Genomic DNA, 13016 nt, shown 5'->3' on the forward strand with positions numbered 1-13016 from the left:
ATTTTTATCAAACCCTCTTCCCATGCCTTTTTGCAAGTTTTGTCCTGTACTGAGACCTTTTCCTGATAAATCTTTTCAAGTTGTCTATCACTCTCATTTGCTCGAACATTTACCAAAATCTGAAGTCAAAACCTTTTTACAAGAATGTTATCGGGTTTTAAAACCGAATGGTATCATTAGAATTGTTGTCCCAGATCTCGAACAAATCGCTCGTTTGTACTTAAAGTCTTTAGAAGAAGCCAGCAAAGGTTCTACAGAATGGGCTGCTAACTATGAATGGATAATGTTAGAGATGTACGATCAAGTTGTGCGAAACAATTCTGGAGGAGAAATGGCTGCTTATCTTGCTCAAAACCCCATTCCCAATGAGGAATTTGTTCTAACAAGATTAGGTGTTGATGGTGAGATAATGATTAACAAATTGCGCTCCAGAGATAAAAAACCTCTATCTGATATTGCACTAACTCCTCAACAAATTGGTGAATTTCGTCAAAGTGGAGAAATTCATCAATGGATGTACGATCGCTATTCTCTAGAAGTTCTCCTCAAAAAAGTTGGCTTTCAAGATGTTAAAGTCTGTAATGCTTCAGAATCTCGAATTGCAGATTTTCAACAGTATTATCTTGATGTGATGCTCGATGGTCGAGTTCGCAAACCAGATTCTTTATTTATTGAGGCAAGTAAATAGAGATCGAAAATTTACTATTTCTGACTCTTCTCTCTACTATGCTCAGAATTCTACACATTATTCAATCTTTGACTCGGGGAGGTGCTGCTCGCTCTTTAATAGCAACTGCTAAATACTCTGCTTCTGCTTGCTCTGGAAATTATCAACATCATGTTATTTCCTTATTACCGGCTCAAATGGGAATTCTTGATCTCATTCAAGACTCTAGTTTGTCTTTGATTGATGCTCCGAGTCGAGAGGAGATATTAGATGAAATTCAAAGAGCAGATATTGTTCAGGTTCATTTTTGGAATAACCCCCATATTTATGAATTTCTACGATCGCCTCTCCCACCCATGCGTTTGCTAGTCTGGATTTGGGTGGCTGCTCATAACCCGCCACAAGTCATTACTCAAGACTTAGTAGAATATTCAGATAAGATATTAGGCTGTAGTCCTTATACTGAGGAGAATCCAATTTTTGCAAGTCTTTCTCCTGATGTCAAACAAGCTAAAACAGGAATGGTCTTTGGAGGAACAGATTTCGATCGCTGTATCGATATAAAACCCAAACCCCACAATACCTTCAATATTGGTTATATGGGGACGGTTGGTTTTGTCAAGATGCACCCGAATTATATTCGCATGAGTGCCAGTATCGATCTTCCCAATATCAAAATCATTACGGTGGGGAGAGGACGCGCTCAAAATGAATTACAGCAGCAAGTGACCCAACTGGGGCTAGAGAGCAAATTTGAGTTTATTGATTATGTGGAAGACCCTAAATCTATTATCGAAATCTTAGATGTTTTTGGCTATCCCCTCTGTGAAGAAACCTATGCGGCCTCGGAATTAGTTTTACAAGACGTAATGTATTGTGGTATTCCTCCGGTCGTCTTTCCCTATGGAGGGGTTAAACGTCTGGTCATTCATAATCAAACAGGACTCGTTGTGAATAATTCACAGGAGTATAAAGAAGCTATTGAATATCTCTATCACCATCCAGAAGAAAGGGCGAGACTGGGGAAAAATGCGAGAGAATATGCTCAGCAACATTTTGGGGCTGAAAATGCGATTCAACAACTTCACCCCATTTACGAAAAAATGATGCAACAACCCAAACGACAACGCCTTTGGGGAAGGGCAGCAGAGTCCAGCTTGCTTGAGCAACCCATTACTGTTGAAGATTTAACCGGAGAAATCAAGGCTCTTTCGGGTGCAGAATGCTTTGTCGAGTCTCTTGGAAATACGGCATCACAATTTCAAATTAGTCTGAACTCTGAGAATACTGAAGTATTGTTGGAGAGCGATCGCCAGATCGCTTTCTCTTCCCCCTTACTTCGCAATGGAGTCTCTAATTATTCCTTTTATTACCCAAATGATGCCAATCTAAAATTGTGGTCTGGCTTGATTTGTCAACAACTCGGCCAATACGAAAAAGCGGTCTCTGAATTTTCCGATGCGATCGCACTGGGTTGTAATCATTGGCGTGTTTTGTTGTACTTAGCACAAGCAGCAGAACAAACAGGAGATATCGACCTAGCTAAAAATACTCTGATTCAGTTAAGGAGGGTTCATCGAGACCTCGCGATTGCCCGAGAAACCTACATTCGTTTATTTCATTATCCCTTTTGGTTAATGCCTCTGGTTTTACCTTTAGATTGGTTGCTAGAAAAACTGAAAATGGCCATCCACTCCCCCAAACATTTTCTAAAATTATCGCTTATTTTCATCCGCGATCGCTGTAATTGGCCAATTTTCCCCACGTTAAAAATCTAATGGAAAAGCTAGATTTCTAAGTTTATGAACAAGCGACTAACTGTTGACGATTTACCTTCCGTAGAAGGAAAATCTGGCTGGCCTTGGACAGAGGATTGGCGATCGCTTTCCCTTTCACCTATCGATCGTTCGGACTATCCCCTTGTCAGTATCGTAACGCCCTCCTACAATCAAGGCCAATTCCTCGAAGAAACCCTGCGATCGGTACTGCTCCAAGGCTATCCTCATCTGGAATATATTGTTATCGATGGGGGGTCTACCGATGATAGTGTGGAGATTATTAAACGCTACGAACCTTGGTTAGCTTATTGGCATAGTCAAAGCGATCGCGGTCAAGCAGATGCGATTAATCAAGGCTTGGATTTAGCAACGGGAGAAATTTTGGGTTGGTTGAATTCAGATGATTGTCTGAACAGAGAATCCCTGAATTATTCCCTACAAATTTTCCACACTCAGCCCGACTTAGAATTCTTGTATGGAGACGTTGAAGTTATTGATGGCTTTAGTAAAGTGAAAGGTTTACGGAAGGGTGCAGAGTCGTCCTTTGTGGAAATATTGCGAACTTTAAAAATGCCAATTCCACAACCTGGTAGTTTGTGGCGAAAATCCGCGATCGCTCGAGTGGGAAAGCTAGATCCGAGGTGGCAAGTCGTCCTCGATCGCGAATTTTTTCTCAGGTTGAGGTTTGGCTGCAAAATAAAATATTTCCCAGAAACATTAGCGCAGTTTCGCCATCACCCCGAGGCAAAATCAACCTCTCGACGGAAAGAATGGCTCGATGAGATTCCTGTAATGTACGCAGAATTTTTTGCGCGATCGGATTTGCCTCCTCAGATTCGATCGTTAAAACGAGAAACTATGAGTTCTGTTCATCTATATTGTGCTAACATTGCCCGTGCAGAGAGTTCTCCCATTTTGTCTTACTTTTATCTGTTGCGTGCATCTCTCGAAAATCCTCAAATCCTTGTCAAATTTCTTCAGAAGAGGTTTAGCTAATGCGTATACTCAATAAAGCGATCGAAAAGTTAGACGCAATGGGTATCTTCAAACGAAAAGTCGAAAATTCAACCCCAGAAATAAGCTATCAACCCTACATTCCGACTGCGACAGATATCGATAAATTGTTAGCCAGTCTAAAAGACTTACTCAATATCGAATTGTTAACGCTGCAAAAAATGTGGTCGGAGTATGAAGCATTCTCCAAACAGAAAAATTATGCAGAAGTGCTAGGAGAACGCAAAACCCTCTCAACAGAAGAAGCCTTTGTTATTTATACCCTAGCCTCTCATTTTCGCCCCTGTAATTTCATTGAGATCGGAACACAGCACGGTCGTTCCACTAGACGTATTATTGACCTCTCCCAAAAGCTCGCTCTTGATGTCTCAGTAACCTGTTTTGACATTGTTAATCTTGTTCAATATTTCTCTCCAGATGAAGCAAATTTAATCCTTAAAGATATAACAGAAACTGTAAAAAAAGATATTTTTGATTGCTATAAATCTGGCATTATTTATTTAGATGCTCACCCATACTATTTACTTAAAAATGTCTTGCAAGCTGTTCTCACTAATTCAGATTGGATATTAGTGATTCACGATTGTAGTCGAGGTCTTTGCAACCCACAAATGCAGCTTGCAAAGGAAGACTACTTAGGGATTACCAGTCTGACAGGCCATTGGGAACGTCATGTTTTAGCAGAAGTTTTTGGGATCTCGGACGTGATGAGCAATGAATTAGATCGCGGTGAGAGCAAACACCATATCAGAATGATTTTAGATACTCCTCACGGTTTAAGTGTCATTCTTCCCAAACAATTAACAGCAGATCGAACTGTAAACTAAATTAATGGAAAAGATTGCATTTTGTATAACAGGTTGGCATTATGGCGATCGCGAAACTTACCAAAAATTAACCCTCATTGAAGGTGCAACTCTATTTGTCGTTTCGCATCAAAAAGCCGAGCAAATTCCGGCATGGCTTTATGAGTATGTCAAGCACGAAAATGTTTTAATTCAGCCTAATTTTGGTTATGACTGGGGATGTTACCAGCAGTTTCTCGAGTGGGGAAAATGGCGAGATTTTGACTATATCTTTTTCATGCACGATGATTTAGAGATTAAAGATATTGGTTTTGTTGCAGCTTGCTTACAACTTTTGGAAAAATATTCTGTGATTGGCAATGGCAGAGTAATGCCTCCTATGAATTGGGCAGATACGCACCCTCAATGTTACGCCCATTCTTACTGGAAACCACCCAAGCGAAATTTTACCCATGATGTGGTTCGCGGCTCGTTTTTAGCAACGACTCGCCAATCTTTAGAAGCGATCGGAGATTTCGAGATTTTTTGGGATCCGTGGCATTTGACGGTTGGCTTTGGAAATTTGAGTTTGCGGGCGACTTGCGGGAAATGGCAATCTATTTGTCGCGATCGCGATTGTTTTGGTTTCTTATCGGAAACCTATTGTGATAGTCCGTGGATATCGGAGCTTTATCGCGGTGGTATGGAAGAGAATAATGTATCCGATCGTCAATCCCTGAAAAAAATATTGACTCGTTGGATATTAAAGGTTTGTACAATACACATGGAAACATATTGGCATCGGGATCGTGGGTGTTTGCGTTCAGCTTTGTTGGCTTTTACGGGTTTTTTTGTGGCTATCTTTTCGGGAAATCGATGGAAATTTACAACTCCTAATTAGAAGGCGATTGCCTCAGCATAAAATGTAGAAAATGCTAGACAATTGCTTTTAATATTGATAGTATTAGGATGAAATCAATAAATTAGTTTTTATGGAGTTTAATCCATCTCATCGTTTAAGTTTTGATGTCCTCGACCCAAAATTTGACGATCTTGCTTACTCAATACGTCGCTATTATGTAGATGAATTTTATTCTCGCCACGTCCCTAATTTACCTTCAGGTACTTTAGTCTTAGATTTGGGCGGCAAAAAAATTCGTAAGCGAGGTCAATTTGATGTCGAAAAATATAACTTAAAAGTCGTTTACGTCAATCTGAATCCAGAAACTCAGCCTGATGTTATTGCCGATGCGGAAAATCTTCCTTTTGATGACGAGTCTTTTAATGTTGTTATTTGTTCTGAACTGTTAGAACACGTTGAAAATCCCAAGCAAGCGATCGCAGAAATTTTCAGAGTTCTGAAAAAAGATGGAATGGTTTTAATTTGCGTGCCGTTTTTGTTTCGCATTCACGGAGATCCGCAAGACTTTGGACGTTACACCGATTTTTATTGGAGTTCTCTATTACAAAAATCTGGATTTCAAAATCTTATAATTGAAAAACAAGGCTTATTTTATTCAGTAATAGCAGATTTTGCCAAACAGTATTTTTACAACTTGGGTTTTCCTCGACGTTTTTCCAAGCTCATGCAAATTATTTTTTCTCGTTTTATGAAATGGAGTTTCCAACAAGAGAAAATTTCTGCCATTCAATCCAATTCATTTTTATCATCATTTACAACAGGTTTTGGTATTGTTGCCGTGAAAAAGTTTTAATTCAATCAAAATATTAAAAGAGGTAAAGATGAAAAAAGATTACAGTATTATTTCAGAACAACAGATCGCGGCTAATGAAGAAGAATGGGTAGAACAATTTTGGTCTCAACGTTGGGATAACGTAACGCAATTACCCGATGCCCATACCATTGCCATACGAGAAGAATATCAAATCATTAATCCTTGGCTGCAAAAATTACCGCCAAGAAGTAAGATTTTGGATGGAGGATGCGGTTTGGGAGAGTGGACGATTTTTCTCGGCGATCGCGGTTTTGAAGTCGTCGGCTTGGATATTAGTCAAAGTACCATTACTCGCTTGCAAGAATTATTTCGCGATCGCCAGTTTTTTCATGGAGATATTCGTCAAACTAACTTTGAAAATGAAACCTTTGATGCTTACTTTTCTTGGGGAACTTTCGAGCATTTTGAAAATGGCTTAGGAGATTGTATTCGAGAAGCCTACCGAATTCTTAAACCCGATGGTTTCTTATTTATTAGCGTTCCTTATCACAATTGGAGACATATTTTACGAGATTCTAGAGCATTATCTCATTGGGATGAAACTTACAGTCCCGAACAAGGATATACTGGAGCAAGACGCTTTTACCAGTGGCGACTTACAATCCCAGAATTAGAGAGGGAGCTAGCCCTAGAAAGATTTAAAGTTTTAGACATTCAACCCATTGGCCGCGAACAAGGCGTAAAAAGAATGTTAATTTGCGATCTTCCCATTCAATCTGGTACATGGCTCGAGCGATTCATTACACCAATTTTATATCGAGTGATTCCCACCCGCTTTGTCGGTCACATGATCCTCGCGATTGCCCAAAAAATCCAATAAATTCAATCGATCAAAAGGAGGTCAATCCTTGAAGGAAATTTTCAAAAACCTGTCAGCAAAACTCGCAAGGTTTTGGTATTCAATTTACGATCCAAGAAGATTAACAGAAATGTCAGGGGAGCGAGTTGTTCTATCGGCTTTAAGGGCAACTGGATTTTTAGAGAATTTACAAGGAAAAAGAATTTTAGAAATTGGCCCCAAACATGGCTTGGATTCTTTGATATTAGATCGATTCAATCCCTCAGAGCTAGTTCTGATTGATTTAGCAGAAAAGACACCTTTAGTCAAAACGTGGCTTCCCAATATTGCTTGCAAAACTCGTTATATTGAAGGCAATATTTTATACTTTTCTCCCCAAGAGATTGAGTCAATGGGTTCATTCGATCTGATTTTGTGTAGTGGAGTTCTATATCATAACGTCGAACAAATCAGGATTCTCAAAAGAATTTATAATTTGCTGAATTTAGAAGGGAAAGTCATTATCGAGAGTGCAACAACTCGCGATCGCAAATTAGAGAACTTAAATGTTGTAGAACTTTATTATCCGAATTTTTACAGAAATATTCCAACTGTTACCCATCTGCCTTCCAGACTAGCCATCAAAAGCTGGTTGGAAATGGTGGGTTTTGAAGAAGTGCAGATTCAGGATATTTATTCTAAATCCTTGTGTCATCAAAGAGCAGTTTTAACTGGAATTAAAACTGCTCGCTCAACTCCTTACATTAGTTATGAAAAATCGGAACTCAATCCTATTTATCCTGTGGGAGAGGCAAAATAGTTGAGCTAGAAAATATCAACCAAGATGCTAAAACATTATCTTCTCATTCTCAAGTCAAAACTATTATCTACTAATAATTTATGCAAATTAGCTCTAACTCATTTGAGCGATCCATTGAGACAAGCGGATATTTCCTTCTTTCATGAATTCGTTCCTCCTCCTACTGGAGGAGGACATCAATTTATGCGAGCTTTATGGAGAGAACTAGAAAATCATGGCTTTCGATTGGAAAATAATACAATTTCTAGGACTACGCGAGCTTGCCTTTATAATTCGTTTAATTTTGATTTCGAGCAACTCAAAGAAGCTCAAAAATCTCCATGTAAAATGATTCATCGTGTTGATGGCCCGATCCAAACTTATCGAGGATGGGACGATGGAACAGACGATCGTATTTGGCAAATTAACCAAGAACTAGCAGACGCAACAATATTTCAATCTCAATATAGTTTAAACAAGCATCTTGAGTTGGGATTAAATTTTAAAGAGCCTCATGTGATTATGAATGCTGCCGATCCGCAAATTTTTCACGATCGCGGACGCAAGCCTTTCGATCGCGATCGCAAAATTCGTTTAATATCGAGTAGCTGGTCGGATAATCAAAATAAAGGTTTTGCAATCTATCAATGGTTAGATAAATATCTCGATTGGCAGAAATTTGATTACACCTTTATCGGACGTTCTCCTATTCAATTCGATCGCATTCGCCTTATTCCTCCTGCTAACTCCCAACAATTGGCCGAATTACTACGCCAGCACGATATTTATATTAGTGCCAGTCAAAACGATCCTTGTTCTAATAGTTTGATAGAAGCATTATCTTGCGGCTTACCCGCTCTTTATCTGAAGAGTGGGGGACATCCTGAAATTGTTGGTCAAGCCGGATTTGGATTTAGCGATCGCGAGGAAATTCCCGATTTGCTCAATCACTTAGTGACAAAATATGAAGAGAAGCAGAGTCAAATTAACCTTCCGACTTTAACAGAAGTTGCCGAGTCTTATTTAGCAGTAATGGGATTTAATCAAAATAGTAAGAAATAATCATAAAATCTTACGAAGTTGTTACAATTTATAAAGATCAGCTTAAATTCACCGGTGTTACAATCTCTTTATTTACGAATTCAGCAGAAAATCAATAATACGCTTGAAAATGCAACTTACTCATCAATTGAGCGATGGAAACCTCATTCTCGTCTATTTATCTCCAGCGACTCAGCATCGTGGGTTCTGGATTGGGAAAAACGAGAATTGAACCGAATTTCTCAGGAACTCGGCATTCACCTTCTACAAGATAAATTTTTATCTTATGCTCAAAATCAAGCTATCTTTTATTGTAGTCATTTCACTCTTTTACAAAACAGTTGGCTAGAGCGATCGCATCGTTCGGGATTTGCCTATTTTCACGGTCGTCCCGGAACATCAGATGCACCTGAATTTGACAATTGCTATCAAAACCTATGTCGGTTTCATTCTCAAATTCATCGTCTCCAAGTTTCCCATAGCGAAATGCACAATATTATCTTAGATTCAGGAATTGCACCAGAAAAAGTATTTTTAATTCCTATTGGGATCAATTTATCTTTTTTTCCTCCCCCAACTTCTGAATCTCGCCAACAGGCACGACAAAAATATGATATTCCTGAATCGGCGGTTGTTGTGGGTTCATTTCAGAAAGATGGGGTAGGCTGGGAAGAAGGACTCGAACCCAAACTTATTAAAGGTCCCGACGTTTTTCTCAAAACAATTGAGCGTCTTAAATCTAAAATTCCCGAACTTTTTGTATTGCTTTCCGGTCCCGCCCGAGGATATGTTAAAACAGGGTTAGAACGGTTAAAAGTTCCTTATTGTCATCGTTACCTCAGCCATTATCCTGAAGTTAGCGAACTATTCCAAGCCTTAGATCTCTATATCATTGCTTCGCGTCAGGAAGGAGGACCAAAAGCTGTTTTAGAATCAATGGCGAGTGGTGTTCCTCTCGTTACAACCAGAGTCGGCCAAGCAATGGACTTGATACAGCATGGAAAAAATGGCTGGATGGTGGATGTTGAAGATGTGGAGGGCTTGGCATATTGGGCAGAATATGCTTTGACTCATAAGAGCGATCGCGATCGCATTATTGAGGCTGGTTTACACACAGCTAAGGCTAATTCTTATGATGCTCAAATTCCGTTATGGCGAGAATTTATGCGCGGTTTTGTAGAGTTTTAAGCAAGAAAAACTATTTTTTAAATAATGAATCCACTGCGTAGAATTAAAGTTATTATTGCTTACATTCCTTTAAAAATATGGTATTGGGGGCTCGAACAAAAACAGTATATTCAGCAAAATAAACCAAAACTTGCAAGATGGTTAAAAATCTTTTGGGGAGGAAGTCCTCGCTTTCCTAAAATTAGCGTGTTTTATGGTCATGACTATATTCCCCGTTTAGGAGAAGTGGCTTGGGGAGGAATCGTTAAATTTCAGCGAATGCAGGAAGATTTTTCCAATTCACCGCGCTGTTTTAATATTCTTTATATGGTAAGCAGTGCTAGACCGCAAGACTCAGAACAATTACTCTGGTTAGCACGTCGTAAAGGGGTCAAATTTCTTTGGAATCAAAATGGGGTTGCTTATCCTGCTTGGCATGGGAAAGACTGGGAAAAAACCAACGAACCTTTTGCTAAAATGCTTCACGGGGCGGACTATGTATTTTATCAAAGTAAGTTTTGTAAATTGAGCAGCGATCGCTTTTTAGGAGAGAGAAAAAATAACTGGGAAATTCTCTACAATTGTGTCGATACAACTCAGTTTACTCCAGCAACTTCTAACCCCAATCGCGACAATCTTATCTTACTTCTTGGAGGGAGTCAGTATCAATATTATCGTTTAGAAACTGCTTTGCAAACTTTAGCGATTTTAGCTCGCGATCGCGATGATATATATTTATGGGTGACAGGTCGTTTGGGTTGGCTTCCTGATGAAACCGAAACTCATCAGATTGCAAAAAACTTAGTTGAGACCTTGGGAATTAGCGATCGCGTCACTTTTCTGGGAAAATATTCTCAAGATGAGGCTCCAGAACTCTTTCAAAATGCTCATATTCTCCTCCATCCCAAATATAACGATCCTTGCCCCGGTTTAGTTGTTGAAGCAATGGCTTGCGGGCTTCCTATCGTGTACTCTCAGAGTGGTGGAGTTCCAGAATTAGTAGGAGAAGAAGCCGGTATTGGGATTCCAACAGAGTTAAATTGGGAACGAGATTTACCCCCGAATCCTCACGATCTGGCGGATGCTATTCTACAGGTTAGCGATCGCTACCAACAATATAGCGAAGCTGCCAGAACGAGAGCCGTAGAAAATTTTGATTTGCGTCCTTGGTTGCAACGACATCGAGAGGTTTTTGAGAAATTATTGAGTTGAAAAATGGTAAATATAAAGCAACAATTTAGACAAGTCATAAGCAGAATTATTACACTGATTCCCGATCGCTTTTTTCAACTCATTATTACGCTTTGGCTGGAAAAAGTTTCACAGCGAGAAGGTTTAACGCCACAAGATCGGGATTCATTGCTTTTAGGCTTTTATTTATGGTTCAATCGAATTGAGAAAGAAGAGGACTTAAAAGATAGCGATCGGGATTTATTGAATGTAGGATTTAATTTGCTCTTAGATAAAATTTCTCGGCAAGATCCTAAAATGGCACTGAGATCGCTTTTAGAAATTGACGATAATCTCACCAATCGTATCGATCGCGCTGCTATAGAATATGACAATGGCGTTCATGTCAAGCATCGCTTAACAAAATATCACGATTTTTTTACAGATCGCATTCAAAAAGGCGATCGCGTTCTAGATATTGGCTGTGGTAATGGTGCTTTAGCTGACGATATTGCCCAAACATCTGGCGCAATTGTTACAGGAATTGATATCAATTCTGAATCAATTCAATTTGCGAAAGAACGTTTTCCTCATCCTAATTTAACTTTTATCGAAGGAGATGTTTTAAGCTATCATTTCAATCAATCTTTTAATGTCATTGTTCTTTCTAATGTTCTCGAACATATCGAACATCGCGTTCAATTTTTACAAGAAATTCAAGCTAATATTAACCCCGAACGAATATTAATTAGAGTCCCGGCGATCGATCGTCATTGGCTCGTTCCTTTGCGTCAAGAATTAGGACTGTTTTATTTTAGCGATATTACTCATTACACTGAATATACTTGTGAAAGTTTTGAGGAAGAATTAAGAGCGGCAAGTTTACAAATTAAGTATTTACAAATTAACTGGGGTGAAATTTGGGCTGAAGTTGTTTCAATGAACAATAAACAATGAACAAAAAGTTAAATCAAGCTCCATTGGTGAGTGTTGTGATGTCAGTTCACAATAGCCCAACTTATTTGGCAGAATCTATTGAAAGTATTCTTAGTCAAACCTTTCACGATTTTGAATTTATTATTATCAATGACGGCTCAACAGATCAAAGTAATGATATTTTAAAAAAATATGAAAAATTAGACGATCGTATTTGCTTATATCACCAAGAAAAACAAGGACTACCGACTGCATTAAATCGAGGAATACAGCTTGCTAAAGGCAAATATATTGCTAGAATGGATGCAGATGATATTAGTCTACCAGAACGTTTTGCAAAGCAAGTTTCTTTTATGGAAGCGCATCCAGAAATTGGAGTCTGTGGCACTCGGGTGAAAACTATTGGTGAATCTAGCAGTTATATTAATTCCTATCCTCCCGATGATGCAACAATTCGCTGTTGGTTATTATTGGGTATGGGATTAGCTCATCCTTCTATTTTTCTCAATAAAGCGCTTTTACAAAAGCACGCTTTAGAGTATGATTCTTCTTATCAATATGGTGAAGATTATGCTTTATGGGTCACAGCTTCTAAATTTTTTGCTTTAGCAAATATTCCAGAAGTTTTATTATTGTATCGACTTCATCCCCAACAAATGGGACAAGCATATAAAGAAGAATTACGTATTGAAAGTGCTTATCGCGTTTGGTCTATTTTATTTGACGATCTCGATGTATCATTTACTATGGAGGAATTAGAACTCCATCGGCGCTTGTGGCAATGGCAAATTGAATATACAGAAGAGTTTATCGGCAAAACTGAAAGATGGTTTCATAAACTTAGAAAAGCCAATCGAAAAACTTGCGTTTATGCAGAGCCAAACTTTACTAAATATCTCGGCGATCGCTGGTTTATTATTTGCGAACCCGCTAAGCAACTAGGGTTTTGGTTGGCTTGGAGATGTTGGCGATCGCCATTACTACGAGTTAGTTTGGATCGCGATCGCAAACAGGCTTTTATTCAAGAATGTTTTGATATTGGTGTAGAACATTTGAAAGATCGCTTGGATGATTGGACTCGCTACCGAACCATCAAAAAAACAATATTTAAAACCTTTCTTAAATCGAGAGATAATTAGAGATTT

Annotated in this window: 13 protein-coding genes; all 13 read left to right on the top strand. The window is 38.8% G+C overall.

Translation table 11 applies throughout. From position 1 onward, the window contains the following. The coding region (locus AC6RV6_RS14255; protein ID WP_500241526.1) for a class I SAM-dependent methyltransferase at window positions 1-688 on the top strand (688 nt) is incomplete at its 5' end. A gap of 38 nt (window positions 689-726) precedes the next feature. Continuing rightward, window positions 727-2445, top strand: coding sequence for a glycosyltransferase (locus AC6RV6_RS14260; protein WP_500241527.1), 1719 nt, complete (start codon window positions 727-729; stop codon window positions 2443-2445). A 24-nt stretch (window positions 2446-2469) separates the two neighbouring features. After that, window positions 2470-3441 carry a glycosyltransferase family 2 protein gene (locus AC6RV6_RS14265; protein WP_500241528.1) on the top strand — a complete coding sequence of 324 codons (972 nt, stop codon included), beginning with the start codon at window positions 2470-2472 and terminating at the stop codon, window positions 3439-3441. Further along, window positions 3441-4286: a class I SAM-dependent methyltransferase gene (locus tag AC6RV6_RS14270; RefSeq protein WP_500241529.1), complete on the top strand. Its 846-nt coding sequence runs from the start codon at window positions 3441-3443 to the stop codon at window positions 4284-4286. The genes AC6RV6_RS14265 and AC6RV6_RS14270 overlap by 1 nt, the downstream gene beginning before the upstream one ends. Before the next feature lie 4 nt (window positions 4287-4290). Continuing rightward, a complete protein-coding gene (locus AC6RV6_RS14275) occupies window positions 4291-5145 on the top strand; it encodes a hypothetical protein (RefSeq protein WP_500241530.1) in 855 nt (284 codons plus the stop codon). Between the two features lie 91 nt (window positions 5146-5236). Further along, window positions 5237-5959: a methyltransferase domain-containing protein gene (locus AC6RV6_RS14280; protein ID WP_500241531.1), complete on the top strand. Its 723-nt coding sequence runs from the start codon at window positions 5237-5239 to the stop codon at window positions 5957-5959. A 28-nt stretch (window positions 5960-5987) separates the two neighbouring features. Beyond that, window positions 5988-6800 (top strand): class I SAM-dependent methyltransferase, encoded by an 813-nt coding sequence (locus AC6RV6_RS14285; protein WP_500241532.1) that lies wholly within the window; start codon window positions 5988-5990, stop codon window positions 6798-6800. A gap of 28 nt (window positions 6801-6828) precedes the next feature. After that, complete coding sequence (locus AC6RV6_RS14290; protein ID WP_500241533.1) at window positions 6829-7578, top strand: methyltransferase domain-containing protein; 750 nt, start codon at window positions 6829-6831, stop codon at window positions 7576-7578. A gap of 24 nt (window positions 7579-7602) precedes the next feature. Next, complete coding sequence (locus tag AC6RV6_RS14295) at window positions 7603-8619, top strand: glycosyltransferase family 4 protein (RefSeq protein WP_500241534.1); 1017 nt, start codon at window positions 7603-7605, stop codon at window positions 8617-8619. Between the two features lie 207 nt (window positions 8620-8826). After that, on the top strand, window positions 8827-9786 hold the full coding sequence (locus AC6RV6_RS14300) for a glycosyltransferase family 4 protein (RefSeq protein ID WP_500241535.1): 960 nt from the start codon (window positions 8827-8829) through the stop codon (window positions 9784-9786). A gap of 24 nt (window positions 9787-9810) precedes the next feature. Further along, window positions 9811-10977 (top strand): glycosyltransferase family 4 protein, encoded by a 1167-nt coding sequence (locus tag AC6RV6_RS14305; protein WP_500241536.1) that lies wholly within the window; start codon window positions 9811-9813, stop codon window positions 10975-10977. Between the two features lie 3 nt (window positions 10978-10980). Continuing rightward, on the top strand, window positions 10981-11892 hold the full coding sequence (locus tag AC6RV6_RS14310) for a class I SAM-dependent methyltransferase (protein WP_500241537.1): 912 nt from the start codon (window positions 10981-10983) through the stop codon (window positions 11890-11892). Beyond that, on the top strand, window positions 11889-13010 hold the full coding sequence (locus AC6RV6_RS14315; protein WP_500241538.1) for a glycosyltransferase family 2 protein: 1122 nt from the start codon (window positions 11889-11891) through the stop codon (window positions 13008-13010). Before AC6RV6_RS14310 ends, AC6RV6_RS14315 begins: the two co-directional genes overlap by 4 nt. Window positions 13011-13016: the final 6 nt, after the last annotated feature.

The sequence above is a fragment of the Spirulina sp. LEGE 11439 genome, assembly GCF_059821285.1.

Excerpts from the sequence above, each read along its gene's own strand:
- AC6RV6_RS14260 (WP_500241527.1), top strand. The coding sequence starts at position 727 with ATGCTCAGAATTCTACACATTATTCAATCTTTGACTCGGGGAGGTGCT.
- AC6RV6_RS14265 (WP_500241528.1), top strand. The coding sequence starts at position 2,470 with ATGAACAAGCGACTAACTGTTGACGATTTACCTTCCGTAGAAGGAAAA.
- AC6RV6_RS14270 (WP_500241529.1), top strand. The coding sequence starts at position 3,441 with ATGCGTATACTCAATAAAGCGATCGAAAAGTTAGACGCAATGGGTATC.
- AC6RV6_RS14275 (WP_500241530.1), top strand. The coding sequence starts at position 4,291 with ATGGAAAAGATTGCATTTTGTATAACAGGTTGGCATTATGGCGATCGC.
- AC6RV6_RS14280 (WP_500241531.1), top strand. The coding sequence starts at position 5,237 with ATGGAGTTTAATCCATCTCATCGTTTAAGTTTTGATGTCCTCGACCCA.
- AC6RV6_RS14285 (WP_500241532.1), top strand. The coding sequence starts at position 5,988 with ATGAAAAAAGATTACAGTATTATTTCAGAACAACAGATCGCGGCTAAT.
- AC6RV6_RS14295 (WP_500241534.1), top strand. The coding sequence starts at position 7,603 with ATGCTAAAACATTATCTTCTCATTCTCAAGTCAAAACTATTATCTACT.
- AC6RV6_RS14305 (WP_500241536.1), top strand. The coding sequence starts at position 9,811 with ATGAATCCACTGCGTAGAATTAAAGTTATTATTGCTTACATTCCTTTA.
- AC6RV6_RS14310 (WP_500241537.1), top strand. The coding sequence starts at position 10,981 with ATGGTAAATATAAAGCAACAATTTAGACAAGTCATAAGCAGAATTATT.
- AC6RV6_RS14315 (WP_500241538.1), top strand. The coding sequence starts at position 11,889 with ATGAACAAAAAGTTAAATCAAGCTCCATTGGTGAGTGTTGTGATGTCA.